At 38.5% G+C, this 23,693-nt stretch carries 23 protein-coding genes; 20 read left to right on the top strand and 3 right to left on the bottom strand.

Annotated features, from left to right (window positions below):
* Positions 1-12: 12 nt before the first annotated feature.
* The 17 genes from H735_RS24295 to galU all read left to right on the top strand — a co-directional run bounded on the left by H735_RS24295 (position 13) and on the right by galU (position 19,545).
* Positions 13-846 carry an NAD-dependent epimerase/dehydratase family protein gene (locus tag H735_RS24295; protein WP_161624577.1) on the top strand — a complete coding sequence of 278 codons (834 nt, stop codon included), beginning with the start codon at positions 13-15 and terminating at the stop codon, positions 844-846.
* Positions 847-1,416: 570 nt separating this feature from the next.
* A complete protein-coding gene (locus H735_RS24290; RefSeq protein WP_020195839.1) occupies positions 1,417-2,697 on the top strand; it encodes a hypothetical protein in 1,281 nt (426 codons plus the stop codon).
* Positions 2,684-3,688: a glycosyltransferase gene (locus H735_RS24285; protein ID WP_020195838.1), complete on the top strand. Its 1,005-nt coding sequence runs from the start codon at positions 2,684-2,686 to the stop codon at positions 3,686-3,688. Before H735_RS24290 ends, H735_RS24285 begins: the two co-directional genes overlap by 14 nt.
* Positions 3,689-3,697: 9 nt before the next feature.
* The gene (locus H735_RS24280; protein ID WP_020195837.1) at positions 3,698-4,135 is read left to right on the top strand and encodes a serine O-acetyltransferase; all 438 of its coding nucleotides are present in this window, start codon (positions 3,698-3,700) and stop codon (positions 4,133-4,135) included.
* 31 nt (positions 4,136-4,166) lie between these two features.
* On the top strand, positions 4,167-5,306 hold the full coding sequence (locus H735_RS24275; RefSeq protein ID WP_020195836.1) for a glycosyltransferase: 1,140 nt from the start codon (positions 4,167-4,169) through the stop codon (positions 5,304-5,306).
* The gene (locus tag H735_RS24270; RefSeq protein WP_020195835.1) at positions 5,293-7,164 is read left to right on the top strand and encodes a hypothetical protein; all 1,872 of its coding nucleotides are present in this window, start codon (positions 5,293-5,295) and stop codon (positions 7,162-7,164) included. Before H735_RS24275 ends, H735_RS24270 begins: the two co-directional genes overlap by 14 nt.
* 2 nt (positions 7,165-7,166) lie before the next feature.
* Positions 7,167-8,267, top strand: a complete 1,101-nt coding sequence (locus H735_RS24265; RefSeq protein ID WP_020195834.1) for an EpsG family protein — start codon at positions 7,167-7,169, stop codon at positions 8,265-8,267.
* 18 nt (positions 8,268-8,285) lie between these two features.
* The gene (locus H735_RS24260) at positions 8,286-9,452 is read left to right on the top strand and encodes a glycosyltransferase family protein (protein WP_152447619.1); all 1,167 of its coding nucleotides are present in this window, start codon (positions 8,286-8,288) and stop codon (positions 9,450-9,452) included.
* A gap of 1 nt (position 9,453) precedes the next feature.
* On the top strand, positions 9,454-10,353 hold the full coding sequence (locus H735_RS24255) for a glycosyltransferase family 2 protein (RefSeq protein ID WP_020195832.1): 900 nt from the start codon (positions 9,454-9,456) through the stop codon (positions 10,351-10,353).
* Positions 10,354-10,737: 384 nt separating this feature from the next.
* The gene (locus H735_RS24250) at positions 10,738-11,718 is read left to right on the top strand and encodes a glycosyl transferase (protein ID WP_227741535.1); all 981 of its coding nucleotides are present in this window, start codon (positions 10,738-10,740) and stop codon (positions 11,716-11,718) included.
* 66 nt (positions 11,719-11,784) lie between these two features.
* Positions 11,785-12,600, top strand: a complete 816-nt coding sequence (locus H735_RS24245; RefSeq protein WP_020195830.1) for a glycosyltransferase — start codon at positions 11,785-11,787, stop codon at positions 12,598-12,600.
* Positions 12,601-12,647: 47 nt separating this feature from the next.
* Positions 12,648-13,655 (top strand): NAD-dependent epimerase, encoded by a 1,008-nt coding sequence (locus H735_RS24240; RefSeq protein WP_020195829.1) that lies wholly within the window; start codon positions 12,648-12,650, stop codon positions 13,653-13,655.
* A gap of 39 nt (positions 13,656-13,694) precedes the next feature.
* The gene (locus H735_RS24235; RefSeq protein ID WP_020195828.1) at positions 13,695-14,612 is read left to right on the top strand and encodes an NAD-dependent epimerase/dehydratase family protein; all 918 of its coding nucleotides are present in this window, start codon (positions 13,695-13,697) and stop codon (positions 14,610-14,612) included.
* Positions 14,609-15,157 carry a sugar transferase gene (locus tag H735_RS24230; RefSeq protein WP_020195827.1) on the top strand — a complete coding sequence of 183 codons (549 nt, stop codon included), beginning with the start codon at positions 14,609-14,611 and terminating at the stop codon, positions 15,155-15,157. Before H735_RS24235 ends, H735_RS24230 begins: the two co-directional genes overlap by 4 nt.
* A 169-nt stretch (positions 15,158-15,326) precedes the next feature.
* Positions 15,327-17,276, top strand: coding sequence for a polysaccharide biosynthesis protein (locus H735_RS24225; RefSeq protein ID WP_027726661.1), 1,950 nt, complete (start codon positions 15,327-15,329; stop codon positions 17,274-17,276).
* A 157-nt stretch (positions 17,277-17,433) separates the two neighbouring features.
* Positions 17,434-18,600, top strand: coding sequence for a nucleotide sugar dehydrogenase (locus tag H735_RS24220; protein WP_020195825.1), 1,167 nt, complete (start codon positions 17,434-17,436; stop codon positions 18,598-18,600).
* A 66-nt stretch (positions 18,601-18,666) separates the two neighbouring features.
* On the top strand, positions 18,667-19,545 hold the full coding sequence (gene galU, locus H735_RS24215) for a UTP--glucose-1-phosphate uridylyltransferase GalU (RefSeq protein WP_020195824.1): 879 nt from the start codon (positions 18,667-18,669) through the stop codon (positions 19,543-19,545).
* A gap of 143 nt (positions 19,546-19,688) precedes the next feature.
* On the opposite strand, the gene tpiA is transcribed toward galU, so the two are convergent.
* The gene (tpiA, locus tag H735_RS24210) at positions 19,689-20,459 is read right to left on the bottom strand and encodes a triose-phosphate isomerase (protein ID WP_005428123.1); all 771 of its coding nucleotides are present in this window, start codon (positions 20,457-20,459) and stop codon (positions 19,689-19,691) included.
* Between the two features lie 271 nt (positions 20,460-20,730).
* Between tpiA and H735_RS24205 the strand changes: the two genes are divergently transcribed.
* From H735_RS24205 to H735_RS30455, 3 genes are all read left to right on the top strand, one after another.
* Positions 20,731-21,078, top strand: coding sequence for a 5-carboxymethyl-2-hydroxymuconate Delta-isomerase (locus H735_RS24205; protein ID WP_020195823.1), 348 nt, complete (start codon positions 20,731-20,733; stop codon positions 21,076-21,078).
* Positions 21,079-21,260: 182 nt separating this feature from the next.
* Positions 21,261-21,683, top strand: coding sequence for a DUF805 domain-containing protein (locus H735_RS24200; RefSeq protein WP_005451171.1), 423 nt, complete (start codon positions 21,261-21,263; stop codon positions 21,681-21,683).
* 341 nt (positions 21,684-22,024) lie between these two features.
* Entirely contained in the window at positions 22,025-22,312 is a 288-nt protein-coding gene (locus H735_RS30455; protein WP_080628652.1) for a GIY-YIG nuclease family protein, read from the top strand.
* Here H735_RS30455 and H735_RS24195 read toward each other — a convergent pair.
* Entirely contained in the window at positions 22,309-22,653 is a 345-nt protein-coding gene (locus H735_RS24195) for a DUF3135 domain-containing protein (protein ID WP_020195822.1), read from the bottom strand. The two genes, H735_RS30455 and H735_RS24195, sit on opposite strands and share 4 nt — an antisense overlap.
* A 137-nt stretch (positions 22,654-22,790) precedes the next feature.
* Entirely contained in the window at positions 22,791-23,405 is a 615-nt protein-coding gene (locus tag H735_RS24190; RefSeq protein WP_005446749.1) for a helix-turn-helix transcriptional regulator, read from the bottom strand.
* Positions 23,406-23,693 lie beyond the last annotated feature (288 nt).

Raw genomic sequence — 23,693 nt, 5'->3', positions numbered from 1 at the left:
CTCATAAATAGAATGAAAGTTTTAATATTTGGCGGTAGCGGGTATATCGGTGGAGAATTAATCAATAGACTCCTTTCTTATGGTTATGAGGTCGGAAACGTTAGCCGAAGGCCTGTTAATATCGCGCCAGTAGCTGAGTTCTCATTTGATGAAGATATAGAAAGTGTGCTCGATAGATTTGAACCTCAAGAGATAATATATCTTTCAGCTTGTTATAATAATGAGAATATCAATGAGATAATTGATGTTAATATTAGAAAACCTTTAGAGATAATTGAAAGGATTAGAAGAATATCGAATTGTAACTTTACTTATATAGGTAGCTATTGGCAGTTTGGAGATGCGACTCATAAGGGGTGTGCGATTGATGCTTATTCAGCTTCAAAAGGGGCGCTTGTATCTTTTTTTGACTACTACAATACTTATACTTCGGTTCGATGTAGAGAAATAGTTTTGTACGGTACATATGGTGAATATGACAATAGAGGTAAGCTCCTAGATTATTTACTGAAGATGGCAAAGATAGGGGAGAAGATTGAAATAACAGAGGGGGAGCAGGAGCTTAATTTATCTGAAGTGGGAGAAGTTTGTAAAGTAATAATAGAACAATTTAAAAATACAAAAAACAATAAGATACAGATAAAATCATCGTCAAACTATAGTCCAAAACAGCTTGTTGATATTATCAATAAAAACATCAATATCGAAGTGGAATTTGGCGCAATCCCTTACAGGGATGTTGAGTTGATGAATCTCTGGGATAACAAAGATTATGAGAGTGTTATAATCCAAGATAAGATAGAAGACTATATCAGATCAAAATTACTTATACCAAGTAAAAAATAAAATATGAGAAGGTAGGTTTGATGCTTAATAAATAAGGTTAGTTTGAATGTAATTTTACTATGTAATAGTTCAGATATAAATGAAATTACACTTATTACAACCAGGCGTTGTATTTATTATCTTGTGTAGAAGCAATCAAACACAAGAGTTAATTGTATCTATATTACTGACTGTTGGTTAAGATAAAGATATATAACTAAGCATTTATTTATAAGTAAATGCCTCAATAAAATTTTTTGTGCCGGATTTTTATGTTAAAAATTTTCGGTTAGTGTGTATTTAAGCTAATGTGAATTGATGGTTATTATGATGATTTTTAAATCTTGCTAGCAGCATCAATAGCTTATCATAATTAATTTTTCTTAGGCATGATTTGTCTCTTTTTATTTAATCTAAACATTCTCATTTCTATCTATTCATTGAAAAGTTATTCGTTACAATCATTCGAGCTTTATTGCTTGTTAAGGTTCATGATGCTTACTTCAACGGTTCTCATTTCGTAAGAGGTAAGTTATATATAGAGTTATCAAGTATTTGAAAGACTATTGATAATCAAGTTTAGGTATTACTTTGAATAATATAGCAATCCAAGGATTGATCTCACAATCTGCGCGCATACTCATTGGTCCTATTACATTACTAGTAATCTCTAAAGAATTGAGTGTAGATGAAATGTTTTTTTATTTTTCATTTTTTAATTTAATCGCTCTTCAACAATTAGCAGAAGCCGGAGTTGGATTTGTATTAAAACAATATATATCTCATGATTTTTCATTAAATGACAACGGTGAGTGGAGTCAAATTTCTCGAGAGAAAATAAGATCTTTATTTAATTTTTCGATAATTTGGTTTTTAGTAGTTGCGTTATTTATCCTAATTTTCATAGGGCTTGGTGGGCTAATATTTTATTCAGACTATACAGGAGATATAGACTGGAAAAAGCCTTGGTTACTCATAGTACTGCTAAGTTCGATTTTTACTGTTTTAACGCCGATCCAAGTGCTAGTTGAAAGTATACAAAGACAAGTTAAATTGTATAAATGTAGAACAGTCGCAAGTGTAGTGTCGTCGATCACGTTAGTTTCAGCTATTTATTTCGGCTGGGGTCTATACAGTACATCAGTTTTACTATTTACAAATAATGTATTATTAATTTTTCTATTGAGACGTGACTTAAGTTACATATATAAGATGCTTGTAACAGTTAAATCTAAAGACAGCGTTAGAGTTACTTTTACTAATATTTGGCCCTTGCTATCTAAGATATCAGTCTCTTGGATTTTGGGGTATTTCTTGTGGAACTCTATGACTCTAATAAGCTATAAAATGTCCGATATTGAATTTGCTGGTCGCTTTGCTTTTACCTTAGCTCTTGCAAGAGCAGGTTATATAGTAGCTTCATCGATAATAAACAGTCAAATTACTTACTTCTCAAATAAAATATCATCCGGTAGCGTTGTGGAAGCTGTGTCTAAATTCAAACGTCATAAAATGTACTCATTGGGAATATTATTTTTTGGGTATTTAACATTTTTTGCAATAAGTTTTATTCTTCCTGATTTCTATATCTTTGAAAAAGTAACGAAAAATGAAACTACATTTCTAATATTCTTGTTTTTCTTTAGTATGTTGATTATTACAACAGAGGCTAATTTTTCAAGATGCTTTAAGAAAGAGCCTTATTTTAAGTTTTCTATTCTTCAAAATATCACAATTCCTTTATCTTATATATTTTCAATTTTTATTAGTACGGAATATGGGATGTTTGGGCCGCTAATAGTTAATACGTGTTTTGTTTTTTGGTCAGCTAAAATATTTCAAAGTGAGGTTTTAAATCATGAATTCAATTGAGATTGAAGTTTGTATTCCTACATATAAAAGAGTAGATAAACTAATAGAACAGGTTGATAATTTGTTGGTTCAACTTGGTCCGAATGATATTGTGAAAATTTACGATAATGATTTAATTGATGAAGATACAGTCTCCAAGCTAATCAGCGATAGTCGCGTTATTTATATGAGAAATTCAGTTAACATTGGTTTGACATCAAATATATCTACTTGTTTTGAAAATATATCAAAACCATGGTTTTGGCTTCTAAGCGATGATGATCCTGTTAAATACAATGCTGTAGCGATAATTAAGAAAACTATCATAGATAACGATGAACCTGAATTTATCAACTTTTCGACGGAACTGATGGATAGCCGTAAAGAAAACCTTATTTGTAAAGGTATGGAATCTTCTTTTAAGCAGCTAGATAGTTTCTCGAATTTACTTCTAATCTCAAATAATGTTTATAAAAGAGAGTTCATTTTACCAGCATTGAGTTTAATTAGGCATGGTTGCTGTATGTCCGGACCACAGCTCGTACCATTTTTCCTTCCTAAAAAGAATTCTAATACTACGGTTTTATATTCATGCAAATCGATAGTACACTGGGGGGGAGGAGATAAAGAAAATTCTTGGAACCGATGCACATTTTTTAATGTTTTCTCGTATTTGGATCTTGTTGAAGAAGAATATAAGGAGATAGTCTTTTGCAAGATTTCATTGAATATGAACAAGGAATCTATATTTAAATTCTATTTGTCATTACTATATGGTGTTACTGAATATAACCAGAAGTATACTTCACTGCTGTTGTTGATGAAGTTGCGTGTGTATTATGAAAACTTTGGATCTTTTGGAGACAGAATGATTTTAAAGTCCGCTCAAATTTCGATAAAATACATGCCGAATATATCTAGAAAAATACTAGACTATTTAGCCAAAAGGATTAGGTCTAAATCTATGAAAGACTATCTACATCAGGTTCGAAAACTCGAAATGTATATATAGAGAAGAATTATGTTATTGAGACTCATACGTGTTGGAAGTTACCTTCACATAAAAGGTTTTAAAAACCTGTCTAGATTAATATACAAACTTCAATTCTTTATGTTCAACTGCGCTATTCCTCATACTACTAAAATAGGGGAAAACGTAGTTTTTGCATATGGTGGTATTGGTGTCGTTATTCATGCTCGCGCTAAAATAGGTAACAATTGCAATATAGGGCAGGGAATTACTATTGGGGGGCGTTCTAAGTATAATGATGTACCTGTTATTGGTGATAATGTATATATAGGTCCTGGCGCTAGAATTCTTGGTCCGATAGTAATTGGTAATAACTCAATTGTTGCACCAAACTCTGTGGTGCTGGAGAATGTGGAAGATAACTCTATCGTTGCTGGGGTGCCAGCAAGGGTAATTAGAACCAATATTAACCCCGAAGACTATATATAAATATAACAAAGCAAGCAAAAGAGACTTTAGAATGAATGTTTTACATGTATCGCCAATTCCGACAGTTTTAGGCGGTGTTGAAAAAGGCGGGGTCGAATCCCATGTATCTGAGCTTGCTCAAAATCTACTCTTTAAGGGTGTTAATAGCTACTTTTTTGATAACTCATTACCACTGTCTAATAGAACACGGACTAATATAGGTAATAATTGCTTTAAATACTCAACGTGGTTTTCTTTTATATGCTTTCTTTTTGTTGGTGCTCGATACTTTTCCCGGTTAATAGAGAAAGAAATGCCTTTAAAAAGGAAGTTGAGGGTTATCGCTGACTGTGGTTCGCTTAGCTATTTTACAAGAAAAAACAAAATTAGTTTGGTTCATGTTCACGGTATTCATAATATCATAGCTACTGCTTGCGAAGTAATAGAAATTCCTTTTGTTATTACAGACCATGGTATTGGTCATAAGCAAGTCTTCGATGTTGATAAAGGTTTTCTACATAGAAATATCTGTTCTGCATTTAAAGTAATTTCGATTTCTGATTATTCAAAGTCAAACGTTCTACAATTGGTCAATGATGACAAAATAGTAAAGATAAATAACCCCATAACCATTAATGAAGTTGAGAAGGTTAACTTAGATTATGAGTATGCAATTTTTAACGGGATTTCGGATACTTGGGTTAGAAAGGGTCTCAGTAGAATCGCTGAAGAAATAGAGCATATCATATTAGAAATGCAAGATCTTTATTTGGTTGTTGTTTGTAATGCCGAGGACTATGAGAAGCTAATGGAATCTGTTTCTAATGAATATATCCGTCAAAAAATTAAGCATCAACTCCCAATGGATCGCCAGTCAATGCTTTCATATGTGAAAGGCGCTAAGTTCAATCTCGCACCAAGCCTTAAAGAGGGTTTTAGTATTGGATATTTAGAGTCAATATTATTAGGTACACCGGTAATTGGTTTTTACAGTAACATTTGTGAGATGAATGATATATTTAACGTTGGATATAACATACCTGTGCAACCGGAAGAAAAACTTGGTGACAAAGTCAGATTGATGATGCAGCAGCTTACACATCGAGATAATTTTGAAATTGTTTCTAATCCTTTATCTTGGGAAAATCAGATAAATAAGTTCTGTGAGTTGTATCTAAATGCTATTAAATAGATTTTTTTTCAAAAAAATACTGTCTAAAATGACGGGATTTAGAGTAAGAATCGTCGACAGTTTTAAGTATCCAATAATTAGAAAGTTTGGCTATACCAAAGAACTATCTTTTTGCTCATTATTGTCAGCAGATCGCTTTGATAAGGTTGAGGTTGATAGTTTATCTTCAGAATATATTTTAGGCGCTTATGAGAATCATCATTTCGATATACTGGGGAGTGGTTGGGTTGACTTTTCAAATGAAATGAATGGAATTATATGGAACCGAGATGTTATTTCTGGTTATATTTGGGACGAGAACAAAATTCATTATGATGCGACCAAGGCAATATCCATTGAGGAAGTTGACATTAAGCATCCTTGGGAGCTAGGACGTTTACAATTTTTGCTTCAGTATGCGTTTCTTTCTATTAATAACGGAGCGAGTTCTGAACAGGTTTTTGTCTTTTTTCAAAGAATAATTGAAGATTTTACTAATAGTAATCGCTGCGGTTACGGAGTGAATTGGAGTTGCCCTATGGATGTTGCCATTAGGGCTACGAATATCATAATTTGTTTTGATTTTATATCTTCATTTAGTAAACGAAGTATAGGTAGTGATATATTTATTGAAGAATTAAAAAATTTGATTTTTCTTCATGGTGATTTCATTTATTCACATCTAGAGAGAAATAGAGTCTATCCAGAACGTTCAAATAATCACTATTTGTCAAATATTAGTGGGTTGATTTTTATATCTAGTTGGTTACTGAAAACTGGTGATAGAAGTGTGCTTAATTGGCATGAGTTCTCAAAACGTGAGCTATTGTCATGTTTCGATAATCAGTTCAATTTTGATGGAAGTAATTTTGAATCGTCTTTGAGTTATCATAGGTTAAGCTCTGAATTATTAATGTATCCTGTAGCAGTTCTAATGGGGCTGTACGACGTTGACTGGGTAAAAGAATGGCTAGGAAATCAAAGAATTTCAAAGATTGGTAAACTCGTAAACATTACTATTGCTGGCACTATGCCTAATGGCGATATTGTTCAAATAGGTGATAATGACTCTGGAAGATTTATTTGTATAGACCCTGTCGGAGAGTTGTATAGCTTATCTAATGCGAAGAAAAGATTTATTAACCTAAAGGATGTTAAGAGTAGTTATCTAAATTGCCATTGGGAGCAGAATGTCAATTCTCATAACACTCTTGTAGATATTCATAATGTTCTTGTCTGTGGGGGTGAACCAACCTCTTGTGAGGGGACTTTAGTGAGGATGCTAACTAAAGGAAGAACGTTAGGTCTATCTAGAATTGAAACTGCTCAATGTTTTAGCGCATTTAATGATCTATGTAAGACTAGGTCTCTAGCTTATCAAAAATTTGATGTTAGTGATATCAAGTTAAAAATAGAGACTCACAGTTGTTTCGGTCTGACGTCTATATATGATACAGAAAATACTTTTAAATTGGTCATTTATCATGGTGATGTTGGGCAAAGTGGTCAGGGTGGACATGCTCATGCTGATTATGGAGCTTATGCGGTATATCACAAAGGGACGCTTACTAACCAGTTCTTTGGGACTTATACGTATACAAGGGATATTGTTATGCGAGATAAATTCAGAGTTGATTTTGGTAGAAGCTTTGCTAAAGAAGCTTATAGTTTCCCCACGGCTTTCTCTTCGAGCTTTGATTATAAAAAATGTAGTATAAAAGTCATGCCAAATTTTTTTGAAGTCAAGTTTTCTGACAAGGTTAGAACTATCGCCTATTCAAAGGGAAGTTTGTTTGTTCTTGATAATTTCCAAAGTCAAAACCTTGAATCACCAACTCTATACTCTTCCGGCTATGGACGTCTAGAGGTTCTTAGATAACGATGCATTTTTACTACTTCTTAGTTTTATTACCATACTTCGTCTTTGCTTTCTTAGGGGCTGACGGGCGGTTTAATAGGTTAGGAAATCATATTATAATTTTTCTTCTCATCCCTATTATTTTGTTTGTTTCCCTTAGATATGATGGAATTGACTATTTTAGTTATCAAAACTTATATTACAGTACTAGCTTCGAGGATTTATCATTTCCATTATATGAATATAATATAAGTTCTTCGGGAAAAGAATTTATTTTTGCTACTACTAGCTCATTGTTTAGAATAGTAGGCTTTCCTTTTGAATTTTTTATCTTCTTTATTGGGGCTATTACTCTTTTTTTAAAAGCTTCAATAATTCAAAGAAACTCTTTCTTTCCATTTCTAGGGTTGTTTGTTTGCTTTAGTTTTACTCTGTCTAAAGATATGGGACAAATAAGAAACGCTTTATCAGCGGCTATTGTTTTTTACGCACTTTTAGAAATTCATCAGAAAAATTATATAAAATTTTACGGTTTAGTTATATTGGCTTCTTTAATACAGATCTTTTCAATTTTGGCTTTACCTTTATATGCAGTGGTTAGTGTAAGACGTAGTGAGATAGTTGTTTTGTTTCTCTTATGTAGTACTTACTTATCCGTAGCTCTTTTTTCTAATGGTCCATTCGACATAATATATGAAATTCTAACATTGGTAGACCCAAGCCTTGCGACAAAAATGTTAGGGTATACGGAGTTGGGCCGTTACGATGCTATTAGTATTTTTGGACCTCGTAGTTTGATCTATCTTGCTCTCGGTCTCGTAGCTTTATTTATATTACATAGGCGCTTAGTAGTTTCCCCATTACATAGGACTATGGTGCTCGTTTTTTTGATTGGTTTAAGCTGCAATGCATTGTTTTCTAATATAGCTATATTTTCAGTTAGAGCGTCTGACTTGTTAGTTATGCTGCCACTTGTGTTTGTAATTGACGTGATATTAAAATTCTTCGTAGAGTATAATAAGGTTGCTTTTTTTGCTCTCTATTATTGTTTGTTATTATATTCCACTCTAAATCTCTGGTATAACTTTTCTTCTTTGCCGTTATATCAAAATATAATATTTTAATTATTATTGGTGACTAAATTGGATAGGTTATTGTTTGTTACCCCTGAGCTTCAATACTCAAACTCATCTGCAGCGATTAGAAATCGTCTTTTGGTTGAGGGGCTTTCCGAATACTACGCTGTTGATGTATTGGAGATTATTCGTGATGATAAGAAAAATAAGACGACAGATTTAAGTCAGTATATTAGTACTTACTTTTCTATAGAGTGCATTCGGACTACTAAGGCGAATGATGCTCAGAAATCTTTCATTAGAAAATTAAAAAAGTTTGTTATTGATAAGGTACAGAAAGTTATCCCCGATAAGGTATACTTACTCAGGGATTCACTACCAAATAACCTGAATGTTAAGGAATATCAGGTAGTATTTTCATCATCTGATCCAAAAGGGATACACAAATACGTTTGTAATGAAATTTATAAAGTAACTGATGCTGTTAAAGTTCAATATTGGGGCGACCCTTGGTATGATGATCTTTCATTTGGTAGTGGCCAGCTAGTTAAATTCTTAGAGAATCGCATTTTATCAAAAAGTGATATTGTGCTTTATAACTCAATAGCTACGCTAGAAAGGCAGAAAAAACTGTATCCGCTAAGTAGTGATAAGATGTTTTGTCTTCCTAGAGGCGTCAGCAGTTTTTCTTTAGCAAACGCAAGAGCTAAGAGGTTGGCTATTCCCACCGGTATACCAAATAACGTTAGAGCACTTTATGCAGGAGATTATCATTCCAACATAAGAAATCTTCAAAACTTGGTTAAAGCTTGTGAGGATTTGGATTTACCTCTTGCAATCTATGGTGAAGGTTGTGAACTAAAAACTTCTAGTCCGGCCGTTAGTATAAATTCAAGAGTTTCTAAATCTGAACTGGAAGAAATTTCTGAGTCCTATAACTTGGATGTAATTGTACTGAATCGTCATGGAGGTCAGTTGCCAGGTAAAATATACGACTCTCTAATTTCCGATAGACATGTTTTAGTTTTGTTGGATGGGGAATTTTCTGAAAAAGATATACCACTCAATGATAGGTTTACTTTCTGCAAAAATGATGTTGCTAGTATCAAAGCGGTTTTTTCCACCCGCAATAACCATAGCGGAGAGCTTTTTAGCTTGGATGAGATTGAATCAGTCAATATTACGTCACTATTATCTCCAATATGTCATTTAATAAATAATAAACGAGTCTAACATGAAAGTTTCTGTTGTAATTCCAACACACGATAGAGTTGAAACATTAAAGCTAGCCATCGATAGTGTTTTGAATCAGACCTATCGCGCCAACGAGGTGATTGTAGTAGATGACACAGGATCTCAAAATACGAAAGAATTAGTAGAAAGTTATAATGATCTGAGGATTCAGTTCATTACTAACCCTAACTCTGGAGCATCATCCTCAAGAAACTTGGGAGCAAGTATCGCAAATTCTGAGTTTGTGGCTTTTTTAGACGATGACGATGTCTGGCTTTCTAATAAGTTGGAGAAGCAGTTATCACTTGCAAAAAAAGAAAATCTTGATGCTGTTTTTTCCCAGCTAATAGTAAATTACGAAAGTATAGGCGTAGAATATCCAACTAAATCTCGCAATCTCTCCGAACCATTAAAATCAATTTGTATGGAAAACTATATTGGAGCAACAATCTCTTGTGTAGTGAAAAAAAGTATTTTTCTCAAAGTTAACGGATTTGATACAAGTTTTCAAGCAAGAGAAGAGTATGACTTGTGGATTCGTATTATATCCTCTCGCTTTAAAATAGGCATTGTCGAAGAGCCTTTAGCTATATCAAACCGTTCTTTTGTTAGGAATAGAATCTCTTCAAATTTAAGTCGCTATGAACAGGGTATTGAACTATTAAATAGAAAACACCAGAAGTTGATTAGTGATTGTTTAAATGAACAAGAACAAAAACTGAGGCGTTCAAAGCAGTTTGATTTTTTAGCAGCCCAAGCTATTTCGATTGGTCGTCGTGTTGAAGCTGTTAGGTATTACTACGATTCTTTTTTAATTTGTCCAAGACTAAAAACTGCTATATTAGCATTTCTTGGTCTGGTATCGCCAATTCTGTTAATACGGATTCGTAGCCGGATGTAGTTTTAAAATGGTTTTTTTCTGTTTTTAATGAATTTTAAAGCTTCGTAGTTTGTTAGTTGTTCATATTTAACTATCGTATTTTAGTAAGGACGTTTTAAATTGAGTGAGTCATTTAGCCCTTTAGAAAGAGCGATAGCTCGTATTCTGACGAAAACCCCGACAGCCAAGCGTGTAGTAAAAACTTTTTATTCTAAGCTTGTCTACTTTCGGTCAAAAAAAAATTATCATTATAAGTCTGAATTCGAGATTTTTTGCATAAATCGAAATCAAGAAAGCGAGAGCTTCTTTGGTTACTTCGACAAATCTCCGGTTTCAGAGAGCGGTTACACCCTAGTGCATCGAACCAGTTCGCGAACAGATCGTTTACCACAAAGTAGTCATTCGGTGACCATTGCTGTGGTCGATCCTAACCAAGAGCTACTTTTTGAAGTTGATACTCGCACCTTCAATTGGCAACAAGGCTCCAGGGCACATTGGCTTGATTCGGAACACTTCATCTTCAACGACTTTGATGATGAACTCCAGAAGTACTATAGTCGCGTTTTCTCAATTGAGACTCAGCAAGAAGTCAGACGATTTGAACATGCTGTGCAAGACTCATTCAAGAGTGATTACTTCTTGTCTTTGAATTACCGCCGATTGATGGCGATGAGACCCGACTATGGCTATCGAAATCTTCCCTCTCTGACGGAAGAAGAGCTTCAGCAAACTGATAAAGATGGTATTTCGAAGGTTTCAATTGAATCGGGTCAAAGTGAACTACTGCTATCTATTGATGATGTGAAGGCCATTGATCATCAGTCGAGCTTCGATAATGCCACCCACAAAGTAAACCATGTGAGTGTTTCTCGCTCTGGTGAGCATTTTATATTTCTTCATCGTTATTTTGTCGGCCAGCGTCGTGTTGACCGATTAATGTTGTCTACGAGTGATGGCAAAGAGGTCAAGACACTCGCTGCCTACGGTATGGTGAGTCACTGTTTTTGGGCGGATGATTCAACAATCTTGGGTTATCTGAGAGGGCCAGGCGAAAAAGATGCATACTGGCTGATCGATATTCACACTGGCAATATGACCCACTTTGCTAACGGTGTCTTAGATTCTTATGGCGATGGACACCCACATGTAGTTGGAGACTGGTTTATTACCGACACGTATCCAGATAAAGCCCGCATGCAGTATTTGATGCTGTGTAATTGGAAAACAGGTGAGGTTAAGCATCTTGGCGAATTTTTCCATGGGTTTAACTTTAATGGTGAAACGCGTTGCGACTTACACCCAAGAATGTCACCTGATGGCAACAGTGTGTTCTTCGACTCTGTATTTTCGGGCAAGCGACAGCTTTATCGCATCAGCTTAAATTAGGAGTAGTCGGCTAAGTAACACTGATCTGCTGATTGGCAGATGGTCAATATGAGCTGATTAAGAAAGATGAATAAGATTTCTATATTGATGTCTCTTTATGATAAAGAGAATTCTAAATTTTTGGTCCAGAGTTTGGAAAGTCTAACCAAACAAACAAGACAACCTGACGAAGTCGTGATTGTTTTCGACGGTCCAGTAAATGATGCGCTGACGGAAGTTGTTGATGAATTCTGCACTTTGTTGCCAATCATTAAGGTACCGTTGGCGACGAACTCCGGTTTGGCTATTGCGCTGAACGAAGGGTTGAAGTACTGCTCGGGGAATTTAGTCGCCCGAATGGATACTGATGATGTTTGTGCTGCTGAAAGGCTGGAAAAGCAAGAGCGCTATATCATCTCAAATCAACTCGATATTGTTGGTACAGCTGCTACAGTCATCGATTTTACTGGTGAAGTAACGGGCGTAAGAGTTAATCCAGAGAGTCATGCTGATATCTTGAGCAAGCTCTGGTGCAACCCGTTCATTCATCCTAGTGTTATGTTCGTCAAAGCAAGATTAGATGATATTGGTGCCTATGATGACTCGTTGAGAAGGCGTCAGGATTATGAGCTTTGGTTTCGAGCCGCTAAGCATGGTTTAAGGCTTGGTAACCTTCAAGAGAAATTGATGGAGTACCGCTTTGATCAGCATACACTGCAAAAACAGTCACCGAAACTGGCTTGGATGCAAGGCAAGATTGGATTTAAAGGGAGTATGTCTTGTAAACTGGGTTTGATGAAATCCTTAGTTTGCTTTGTCCCCTTTGTCCGCTCTTTGCTACCGATTGGGCTTCAAGTGAGACTGACCCAATTGATGAAGTCTTTTGACTCTCGTACAAAATAATAATTTGAATGTTGTTCTAACGCGTTCAGTAAAAATTGGAAGTAAATATGAAATACTTGGTTACCGGCGCTGCCGGATTTATTGGCAGCGCCGTTGCTGAAAAGTTCCTTTCTTTTGGGCATGAAGTCATCGGTATTGATAACATCAATGATTACTATGATGTAGAGTTAAAGCATGCAAGACTGCAAAGAATTCAAACACCAGCATTTGAGTTTGTGCAAATGGACATTGCTGATGGTGTTGCGCTGGAAGCTCTCTTTTCAAAGCACGAGTTTGACCGAGTTATTCATTTAGCAGCTCAAGCAGGTGTTCGTTATTCGATCGATAACCCACAAGCTTACGCAAGCTCCAATTTGGTTGGCCACTTAAATATCCTAGAAGCTTGTCGAAATCATAACGTAGGACATTTGGTTTATGCCTCTTCAAGTTCAGTTTATGGCCTGAATGAAAAGGTCCCATTCTCCACATCAGATTCGGTAGATCACCCAGTATCACTTTATGCCGCGACGAAAAAATCCAATGAGCTGATGTCTCATAGTTATTCTCATCTGTATGATATTCCAACAACAGGGCTGCGCTTCTTCACAGTTTATGGTTCTTGGGGCCGCCCTGATATGGCGCCTTTCATCTTCGCGAAGAAGATATTTGCCGGTGAAACTATTGATATTAATAACAATGGTGATATGTGGCGCGATTTCACACATGTTGATGACATTGTAGAGGGTGTAGTACGAATTGCAGATGTGGTTCCACAGCGAACGGATGAGTGGAAAGTCGAAACGGGTACGCCAGCAACAAGTTCTGCACCATACGCCGTTTATAATATTGGCCACGGCTCACCGGTAAACTTGATGGACTTCATTAAAGCCCTTGAAGTCGAAATTGGCATTGAAGCCAAGAAAAACTTTAGAGAGATGCAGCCTGGAGATGTCTACCGAACTTATGCAGACACCACTGATTTGTTTAAAGCAACATGCTATAAGCCTCAGATGAACCTAGAGAAGGGTGTTGCTGAGTTTATCGCATGGTACCGCGAACACTACTCGGTTAAGTAGTTGTTAAAAATAAATGTTAATCAAAGATAGTCTTAATTGATGAATATACTACTGACCGGTAGCAGTGGTTTCGTGGGAAGCCACTTTTGCGGCTACACTAACATAAAGCGTATTGTTGTCCGTGAAAATGATAACTGTGATCATTGGAATTGTGAGCAATTTACGATTAGCGGCCTTAATGGGCAAACGGATTGGTCTGATGCTTTTAGTAGTATTGATGCCGTAATCCATCTTGCCGCGCTCGCTCATTCACGAACATTCACGAGTGATGATTACCAGCAGGTAAATGTGGATGGTACATTACATTTAGCTCGGGAAGCTGCACTGAATGGTGTCAAAAGGTTTGTGTTTGTCAGCTCGATTGGTGTGCATGGCGCGAACACATTTGAAGCTCCATTGGTTCCAAATAGCCCACTTATACCTGATAATGATTATACGCGCTCTAAGCTCTCTGCTGAGCAAGGCTTGAAGCAAATTGCAGACGAGACTGGGCTTGAGGTTGTTATAGTTAGACCAACACTGGTATACGGGTTAAATGCCCCGGGTAACTTCGGCTTATTGAGTAAACTCATAGAACGAGTTCCTCTCCTTCCGTTTGGCTCAATCGAGAATAAGCGTGATTTTATCGCAGCTCAGAACTTAACTGACCTTCTTGTACATTGTACTACGCATCCAAACGCAAATGGCCAAGTGTTTTTGGCGAGTGAAGGCGAGACAGTATCTATAGGGGAGTTTACTAACCAAATTGCGCGAGGTTTTAATCGTAAAATTATTCAACTTCCCATCCCTATCGGTTTATTTAGACTTGCTGGTCGATTGACAGGTAAAACACAGCTAGTCGAGCAGCTAGTTGGTAACCTACACGTTGATAATTCCAATTTAAAACAATTATTGGACTGGACGCCTCCATGCTCGATGGAAGCAGTCATGTCACAACTGAATAAAGGACGAAAATGATTCGTATAGTAGATTTTTTGGCAGCATTTTGGGGTTTACTGTTTCTGTGGCCAGTTCTCCTGATTGTTATCGTATTGGGTATGTTTGATACTGGCTCACCGATATTCGTGCAGACTCGAGTGGGCAAAAACAAGAAGCCATTTAAACTAATTAAATTCCGCACGATGTCAGTAAACACAAAGTCAGTCGCTAGCCATCTAGCGAGTAATGCGTCCATCACAAAACTGGGCGCTTTTTTACGCAAAACTAAGATTGACGAGTTACCGCAGCTAATCAATGTAGTGAAAGGTGAAATGAGCTTGGTTGGCCCACGACCAAATTTGTTTAATCAAGAAGAGCTTATCAAAGAGCGTGACGCGAAAGGCGTCTATTGTGTGCTTCCTGGCATTACTGGTCTTGCGCAGGTTCAGAACATCGATATGTCGACCCCAAAACTGTTAGCTGAAACGGATAGAAAGATGATCGACTCTTTAACGTTGAAGAGTTACTTCAAGTACATAATGATGACAGTAACTGGTAGCGGTTCTGGAGATGCCGTAAAATAGCAAAAAGAGCGGCGAAAGTCGCTCTTTTATTTTTTGCCACTCTTCATTTCCTTCCAAGTGAAGAGCCCTCTCATAAGATGAGTTAATGTCAGGGCTTATTACGACGAGGTTGATGCTTTATGTTAAACTATATCCAGTTTTCCGGATACACCCACAAATAAGAATTATTATGCAACGTCTACAATTTATATGGCAGCTTTCTAGAACGCATAAAAGAATTGTCAGTGTTCTGATTGATGTAGTTCTGATCTCTTTGGCTTTTCATTTGGCAATCTTAGTTCGTTCTGGAGAAACCAATTATTTTACTTATCCTGCTGTCTGGGGGATTCAAATTGCAGTGACAATAGTCACTATTGCTGTATTTGCTCGATTAGGGCTCTATAGAGCTGTTCTCCGTTATCTCACTTTTCAGGCTTTATTTGTTGTGACAGCCGGGGCTGTAATTTCTGCCACACTTGTAGCCGCCCTTAGCTTTTACATGAGTGACCCTTTCCCTAGAACTGTTCCTGTCATCTATGGTGCATTTCTCGCTCTTTTCTGTGGAGGTCCCCGTGTTATCGTTCGATCTTTGATAGCTCAAAGCTATTCAACGCAGAGTAAAGAGGTTCTCATTTATGGTGCAGGATCTGGCGGTCGACAATTGGCAATGGCATTAAGAAGTAGTGGAGACTATCGCGTAAGAGCATTTATTGATGGTGACTCAACTCTTTGCAATACTATGATTTTAGGGTTGCCGGTTATTGCTATTGAAGACGCAATGCCCCTCATAAATAAATATGAAGTTTCTCAAGTCTTACTCGCAGTGCCAAGTGCTAAGCGTTCACGTCGTAAGGTGATCCTGGACGAATTAGCTAAGTTACCTGTTGAAGTACTCACGGTTCCAGACATGACAGATATTGTCTCTGGGAAAGCCAAAATTGATGAACTTAAGGACGTCGCGATTGAAGATTTACTTGGACGAGATCCAGTAGCTCCTCAACAAGTGTTGCTGGAAGCTAATATTAAAGACAAAGTGGTTATGGTTACTGGCGCTGGAGGCTCTATTGGTTCTGAGTTGTGCCGTCAGATCGTAGAACAGGCACCTAAGTCTATCATTTTGTTTGAACTTTCTGAGTTTGGTCTATATCAAATTGATCGAGAGTTAAATCAACTTAAGGCTGAAAGAGGTTTAACTTGCGATATTGTTCCGTTATTGGGGTCAGTTCAGCGTCAACACCGCTTGGAAACTACGATGACGGCATTTAAAGTGCAAACTGTATATCACGCAGCAGCATACAAACATGTCCCACTAGTCGAATTTAACGTAATTGAAGGTGTGCGTAATAATATTTATGGTACCTATTATACTGCTTGTGCAGCGATTAAAGCCGGTGTTGAATCATTCGTACTAATCTCTACTGATAAAGCCGTCCGTCCTACTAACGTAATGGGGACAACTAAACGAATGGCAGAACTTGGATTGCAAGCTCTCGCTGAACAGGAAAATGTAAATCCAAATGGTACTCGATTCTGTATGGTGCGATTTGGCAATGTTCTTGGTTCCTCTGGCTCAGTTATTCCTGTATTCAAAAAGCAGATAGCATCAGGTGGACCAGTAACCGTGACTCATCCAGAGATAACTCGATTCTTCATGACGATTCCTGAAGCTGCGCAGTTAGTAATTCAGGCCGGTGCAATGGGTAAAGGTGGAGATGTATTTGTTTTAGATATGGGTGAGTCAGTCAAAATTACAGACTTAGCAAGCAATCTCATTCAGTTATCTGGTCTTGAAGTCAAATCTGAAGTTAACCCTCATGGCGATATTGAGATTCAATTCTCAGGACTTCGTCCCGGTGAAAAACTTTATGAAGAACTACTTATTGGTGACAATGTCAAGCAGACTGCGCATGAACGAATCATGACGGCTCATGAGGTACATTTACCTTTGGAAGAATACGACCTATTGTTAAGTGAACTTGATTTCGCATGTCACAGTATGGATCACGAAAGCATTCGTACATTACTATTAAGCGCCCCAACAGGCTTTAATCCTACAGACGGTATTGGCGACTTAGTTTGGAGTCATAATCAATCTGAAGTTGATTATTTAGACTCTGTAAAGTTCATGAGCCAATCTTAGTCCCTGAGCTTAGGTTAGTTTGTTGAACAATTAGTTATAATTTGAGGGCAGCTGAATTTTCTCTTGTTAGGTTATTCCACTTGCTGTAGAAGTCGCTGTCCTAACTCATTTTTTGCATTTTGGTATCCTCTGCCAAAAATAAATGAAGGATTAATCCATGAAAATCGCAGTTGCTGGAACCGGCTATGTTGGACTGTCTAATGCCATGTTGTTAGCTCAAAATCACGAGGTGATCGCTTTAGATATCATTTCTGAGAAGGTTGATTTACTGAATCAGCGTAAGTCACCGATTGTGGATGCTGAAATTGAACATTTTCTTGCGACGAAAACACTAAACTTTGTTGCTACGTTAGATAAAGAACAAGCATACCAAGGTGCGGAATATGTAGTGATTGCAACACCTACGGATTACGACCCGCAAACCAACTACTTTAATACTTCTTCTGTTGAGGCGGTGATTAAAGATGTGATGGCGATTAACCCGGAAGCGGTAATGATAATTAAGTCTACCGTACCAGTGGGTTATACCGCGCGCATTAAAGAAGAATTGGGTTGTGAGAACCTAATTTTTTCTCCAGAGTTTCTTCGTGAAGGCAAAGCGCTTTACGATAACCTTCACCCATCTCGTATTATTGTAGGGGAGCGTAGCGAACGTGCGGAAATGTTTGCAGGTTTGTTAGTTGAAGGTGCTGTAAAAGAGGACATCCAAGTGCTCTTTACTGACTCTACAGAGGCTGAAGCAGTAAAACTGTTCTCAAACACTTACCTTGCAATGCGCGTTGCTTACTTCAATGAGCTGGATTCTTATGCCGAGGCGCACGGCTTAGACGCTCGTCAGATCATTGAGGGTGTAGGTCTAGACCCGCGTATTGGCAACCACTATAACAACCCATCTTTCGGTTACGGCGGTTACTGCCTTCCAAAAGACACCAAGCAGCTGCTTGCGAACTACCAAGAAGTGCCAAACAACATCATCGGCGCGATTGTGGATGCGAACCGTACTCGTAAAGACTTCGTCGCTGAATCTATCCTCAAGCGTGAACCAAAAGTTGTTGGTATCTATCGCCTTATCATGAAAGCAGGTTCTGATAACTTCCGCGCTTCCTCTATCCAAGGCATCATGAAGCGCATCAAAGCGAAAGGCGTTGAAGTTGTGGTTTTCGAACCTGTGTTAAAAGAAGATGACTTCTTTAATTCTCGCGTGATGAAAGATCTAAACGAATTCAAGCAAACAGCAGATGTGATTGTCTCTAACCGCATGGTTGAAGAGTTAGCAGACGTTGCAGATAAAGTTTACACACGTGACTTGTTTGGTAGCGACTAAGAAAAGCGTTATTAAATTTACAAAGCTCCCACGTTGGGGGCTTTTTTTTCAGTTGGTGATACTTAAATGATTAAAAAATGTCTATTTCCAGCAGCAGGTTACGGTACTCGTTTCCTACCTGCAACTAAGTCCATGCCGAGAGAAATGATGCCAGTGGTGAACAAGCCATTGATCGAATATGGTGTTGAAGAAGCCATTGAGGCAGGCATGGATGGGATGTGTATTGTCACAGGCCGTGGCAAACACTCCCTGATGGATCACTTCGACAAAAACTACGAGCTGGAACATCAAATCTCAGGCACAAGTAAAGAAGCTCTATTGGATGATATTCGCTCTTTGATTGATTCAGCGAGTTACACATACATCCGTCAACGTGAGATGAAAGGCTTAGGCCACGCTATTCTAACGGGGCGTGAGTTGGTTGGGGATGAACCATTTGCTGTTGTTTTAGCAGACGACCTCTGTGTGAATGAAGCTCAGGGGGTATTGGCGCAGATGGTAGAACTGTACAAGCAGTTCCGTTGTTCTATTGTAGCCGTTCAAGAAGTTCCAGAAACTGAAACCCATAAATACGGCGTGATTGCTGGTGAGATGATCAAAGACGACATCTTCCGAATTGATAACATGGTAGAAAAGGCAGAGCCGGGCACTGCACCAAGTAACCTTGCGATTATTGGTCGCTATATCTTAACGCCAGATATTTTCGAACTGATCGAAAACACTGAACCAGGTAAAGGCGGTGAAATTCAAATTACTGATGCGTTGATGAAACAAGCACAGTCTGGTTGTGTGCTAGCGTACAAATTTAAAGGTCAGCGTTTTGATTGCGGTAGCGTAGAGGGTTACATCGAGGCGACAAACTACTGCTACGAGAACCTATACAAAAAAGCATCTAGTGCAGAGTTGGCAAAAAAGCCAACGGTGAAAGTGGCAGAGCCTGCTTAAGAGAAGGTGGGTTTTGCTATCGTTATAAGTAGATTCCTGATGTCGCTTAGGCTCCTCTGAATGACAAAACTCATTAGATCGTAAGCAAACAAAAAGGGATGCGTGATGCATCCCTTTGTATTCCTGCTTAGTAAAAAGCTAAATTAAGCTTTAGCTGCTGCCGCTGCTTTAGCGATAGCTACGAAGCTCTTAGCGTCTAGAGAAGCGCCGCCAACTAGAGCACCGTCGATGTCTGGTTGTGAGAAGTAAGCTTCAGCGTTTTCTGGCTTAACAGAACCGCCGTATTGGATGATTACTTGTGCTGCAACTGCTTCGTCTTTCGCTGCGATTAGTGCGCGGATAGAAGCGTGGATGCGTTGTGCATCTTCAGCTGTTGCTGCTTTACCAGTACCGATAGCCCAGATTGGTTCGTAAGCGATGATTGCGCCGTTTAGAGCTTCAACACCGTAAGTGTCGATAACTGCGTTGATTTGACGTGCACATACTGCTTCAGTTTCGCCAGCTTCGTTTTGAGCTTCAGATTCACCGATACAGAAAACAGGCGTTAGACCGTTTTCTTTTAGGAAGTTGAATTTCTTAGCGATGAACTCGTCAGATTCGTTGTGGTATTCACGACGCTCTGAGTGACCGATGATGATGTGAGAAGCACCGAAGTCTTTCAGCATTTCTGGAGACATGTCGCCAGTGAAAGCACCGCTGTTGTTTAGGTCAGTGTTTTGTGCACCTAGGATAACTTTGTTACCGCCTTCAGCGATTACGCGCTCAGCTAGATCAATGTAAAGAGCTGGTGGAGCTACTGCTACGTCAACACCTTCAACGCCTTCAAGTTCAGCGTTAATACCAGTTAGCAGCTCAGTTACCATTGCTTTGCTACCGTTTAGTTTCCAGTTACCCATCACTACAGGACGACGCATAGGAATATCTCCCTTATCTTTAATGTAAATAGTCTATTAATGTAAAAAATCTACGTAGGAATATAACAGAATAATGTGAACAGATCATGATTGGCGTCATGTCTTATTCGGCTTTCTTCATCTGGTCGGTGCTGCATTAGTTCTGTTATTTTTGTCAAAAGCAATCGATTGGTGATCGCGTAGACAGAATGATAGTCCATTCCTCGGAAAATGCGCCTTAGATTGGTATTACTGTGGGTTAAAAGTTCGCCGTAATAAGAAAGGAATCAAAATGCCAAACTTAGTTTTAGAATATTCCAACTCAGTCGATGAGCGTGTGAATGTTCAGGGATTACTAGAAGATCTACACAAAGTCACCTTGGAGAGTGGTTTGTTCGAGCTTGCGTCCGTCAAATCACGTGCGCTTCGTTGCCACAATTGGTTGGTGGGAGAAGAGGGCGATAGTGTTGATTTTATTCACATCAACTTTGATTTGTTGGCAGGTAGAAATGCAGAACAAAAACGCGAGTTATCAAGAGCACTGATGGTTGTTTTACAGGAACAAGCGAGTCATGTTCGTAGCTTAACGGTGAATGTGCGCGATATGGATATTGATTGCTTCCAGAAAGTAGTGAACTAGCTCTATTGCTCGGGTTAAAGTCCAAACTGCCTCATTTAGACATTTAGAGTCGACAAGCTGAAGGCTCTAAATGTGCATCCCTACAGTTTGAAATCTGGTGATGTTTTCCTCTGGGGGGATGAACTTTTCAAACCATGCTGACTCGGCTAATCTATAGCCTTTCAAAATTAGGGTAAAAGTCGATGTCGATTAAAGAGTTATTGTTTTCTTTCCAAGGGCGTATAGGTCGTAAAACTTACTGGATGTGGAACATCATCTACTACATCCTAATCTTAGGTTTTGGTGCGGGCATCAGTAAGTTGTTCCCTGCATTTTCTTATATTCTTCTGCCTATCTTCTTATTGATTCTTCTGATCCCAGATTTGGCGATAACCACTAAGCGTTGGCATGACCGTAATAAGTCGATTTACTGGCTAGCGTTGAACATCCCATTGATCATTGGTCGAGTTGCCACGCCAATGACTAACCCAGCCGCACAGGATCCATCTACACCGCAAATGCTGATTGCTTCGGTCTCTCTGCTATGTGGTCTATGGATTCTTATCGAGTGTGGTTTCTTGAAAGGTTCTGCCGGTCAGAATAAATACGGTCCTGAGCCGGAGTAAGGTCTTTAGGTATCGAACTCCTTGGACGTAGATTCTTAGTCTCGCTAGGGCTCGCTAGAATGACGGATTCCTTTATTTAATAGTGACTTAAAGTAACTATGAGAGGGCGTTCTTTCTAAGGTATTGTACTTGCTGAAAGTAGATTCTTAGTTTCGCTGAGGCTCAATAGAAAATGACTGATTTCTTTTATTTAATAGTAAGTTAAATTAACTGTCATTCTGAACAGCGAGGGACGAGCGTGATTCAGAATCTACTCACCGAGTGCTCCGAGTTTGCAGTAAACGACCGAGCTAGTGAATTACAATGGAAAAGTAGCCACAGATCATTAAGGAGAATGAACCATCGACAAGATACCTTGCGTTTACATCCTAACTTCAAAAAATAACTCAGTTCTCTACATTGGTGTTACTAGCCAACTAGCCCAAAGAATATGGCAGCATAAAAACGGAATCGTTGAGGGTTTTACCAAGAAATATCACGTTCACAAGCTCGTTTACTTTGAGCTGTTTGAAGATATGGCAACTGCCATAAACCGAGAAAAGCAGTTGAAACAATGGAAGCGAGAGTGGAAGTTAGATTTAGTGAGAAAAACGAATCCTGACTTTCTCGATTTATCCAACGAGTTTTAGTAAAAATCATCCCTATCTTTAAACGTTTTCAACTCAACCACATCGGCTTTTTTAGTTGGGGTGGTTTCCCCTTGTAATGCCTCTCTGAATTTCACGACCTGTTTCTGCAATTCATTCATTAATACGACATTTGTGTGGTTGGGATTTTTGCAGTTATGAATGACTCTATCTATGTGACTTTGCTGTGCCCACAATCGTGGTTGCATCTGCTCTGAAGCACCTTCAATCATTTCTTTCGCCATATCGTGACGAAATTGCTCAAAGGCTTCGGGGTCGCGTTCTGCCATTTTTACCATTTCATCGAATGAGGGCAAAACTTGAGGTGTGTAGCTGTTCGGCATAGCCGCTCCAAATCCATTGGATGTTGCTCCTAGTTACTAAAAGCTTAATCCACATAGAGGATGAGAGCGGATGAATTGCGTCATAGTCTCATTTATAAGAGAGTATGTTCATAATGGCGGTTAGTTTGATCGAAGGTTTATTGCTGGATTCGGTACACGCAGCGACGTTGACCACTGATGATGTGCTCATCTCGTTCGATTTTGGTTTCGCTACCTAAAAGTGATTGGAAGACATTGAGTTCAGATTGGCACAAACTTGGGCAGCGAGTGGCTGCTTTGCAAATAGGGCAGTGGTTTTCGATGAGAATAAACCCATGTTCATCTTTCTCTAGTTCTGCCATGTAGCCTTCTTGTTCACGCAGAGTAACAAGTGTCTGTAACTTGCTTTCCAGAGAGTCGCACTGCTCAAGGTGTTGCTGGTAGTTTTGTAGGGTGAGTTTCTCGCGCTCAGACGTGACTTTCTCCAATCCGTCTTTACCGAAGATGTGCTCTACCGCTTCAATAAACTGAATGGTTAGTTCGCCGTGGCGATCAGCAAATTGCTCATGACCTTTTTGCGTAAGGGACCAATGACGAGTTGGGCGCCCAACTTTGACTTTCACATCATGGATCGACAGGATGCCGTCATCTTCTAAACCTTGCAGATGCTGACGCGCACCCATGGTTGTCATACCCAGTTCAGAAGAGAGTTGTTTCGCAGTGACAGAGCCATCACGCTTAACGATTTGCAAAATCCTATCTACGGTCTTCATATACCCACCATCTATACATCAGTACATATTATGCTCGATAGGGTTAGTAAAGAAAAGTGTTGACTTAATTTGTGTGTGGATTTGTTGGGTATATGTCGTCATTCTAAACAACAAGGAACGAGTGTGATTCAGAGTCTATTATCCGTTTGTGCTGTGATTTAAGGTGAATGAAGAAGAGTTTGGGGGCACTGTTATTAGATCCTTAGTCTCGCTTGAGCTCGCTAGGATGACGAACTCTTTTGGTTTATAGCTTGTTAAAGTAGTCGTCATTCTGTATATGGACTCCCA

Origin of the sequence: Vibrio owensii CAIM 1854 = LMG 25443 (genome assembly GCF_000817815.1) — a bacterium.
Lineage (GTDB): Bacteria > Pseudomonadota > Gammaproteobacteria > Enterobacterales > Vibrionaceae > Vibrio > Vibrio owensii.
This window is presented reverse-complemented; position numbering and strand designations above follow the sequence as displayed.

Excerpts from the sequence above, each read along its gene's own strand:
- H735_RS24245 (WP_020195830.1), top strand. The coding sequence starts at position 11,785 with ATGAATAAGATTTCTATATTGATGTCTCTTTATGATAAAGAGAATTCT.
- galU (WP_020195824.1), top strand. The coding sequence starts at position 18,667 with ATGATTAAAAAATGTCTATTTCCAGCAGCAGGTTACGGTACTCGTTTC.
- H735_RS24190 (WP_005446749.1), bottom strand. The coding sequence starts at position 23,405 with ATGAAGACCGTAGATAGGATTTTGCAAATCGTTAAGCGTGATGGCTCT.
- H735_RS24200 (WP_005451171.1), top strand. The coding sequence starts at position 21,261 with ATGTCGATTAAAGAGTTATTGTTTTCTTTCCAAGGGCGTATAGGTCGT.
- H735_RS24205 (WP_020195823.1), top strand. The coding sequence starts at position 20,731 with ATGCCAAACTTAGTTTTAGAATATTCCAACTCAGTCGATGAGCGTGTG.
- H735_RS24235 (WP_020195828.1), top strand. The coding sequence starts at position 13,695 with ATGAATATACTACTGACCGGTAGCAGTGGTTTCGTGGGAAGCCACTTT.
- H735_RS24195 (WP_020195822.1), bottom strand. The coding sequence starts at position 22,653 with ATGCCGAACAGCTACACACCTCAAGTTTTGCCCTCATTCGATGAAATG.
- H735_RS24220 (WP_020195825.1), top strand. The coding sequence starts at position 17,434 with ATGAAAATCGCAGTTGCTGGAACCGGCTATGTTGGACTGTCTAATGCC.
- H735_RS24285 (WP_020195838.1), top strand. The coding sequence starts at position 2,684 with ATGAATTCAATTGAGATTGAAGTTTGTATTCCTACATATAAAAGAGTA.
- H735_RS24230 (WP_020195827.1), top strand. The coding sequence starts at position 14,609 with ATGATTCGTATAGTAGATTTTTTGGCAGCATTTTGGGGTTTACTGTTT.
- H735_RS24275 (WP_020195836.1), top strand. The coding sequence starts at position 4,167 with ATGAATGTTTTACATGTATCGCCAATTCCGACAGTTTTAGGCGGTGTT.
- H735_RS24280 (WP_020195837.1), top strand. The coding sequence starts at position 3,698 with ATGTTATTGAGACTCATACGTGTTGGAAGTTACCTTCACATAAAAGGT.
- H735_RS24265 (WP_020195834.1), top strand. The coding sequence starts at position 7,167 with ATGCATTTTTACTACTTCTTAGTTTTATTACCATACTTCGTCTTTGCT.
- H735_RS24255 (WP_020195832.1), top strand. The coding sequence starts at position 9,454 with ATGAAAGTTTCTGTTGTAATTCCAACACACGATAGAGTTGAAACATTA.
- H735_RS24240 (WP_020195829.1), top strand. The coding sequence starts at position 12,648 with ATGAAATACTTGGTTACCGGCGCTGCCGGATTTATTGGCAGCGCCGTT.
- H735_RS24270 (WP_020195835.1), top strand. The coding sequence starts at position 5,293 with ATGCTATTAAATAGATTTTTTTTCAAAAAAATACTGTCTAAAATGACG.
- H735_RS24295 (WP_161624577.1), top strand. The coding sequence starts at position 13 with ATGAAAGTTTTAATATTTGGCGGTAGCGGGTATATCGGTGGAGAATTA.
- tpiA (WP_005428123.1), bottom strand. The coding sequence starts at position 20,459 with ATGCGTCGTCCTGTAGTGATGGGTAACTGGAAACTAAACGGTAGCAAA.
- H735_RS24225 (WP_027726661.1), top strand. The coding sequence starts at position 15,327 with ATGCAACGTCTACAATTTATATGGCAGCTTTCTAGAACGCATAAAAGA.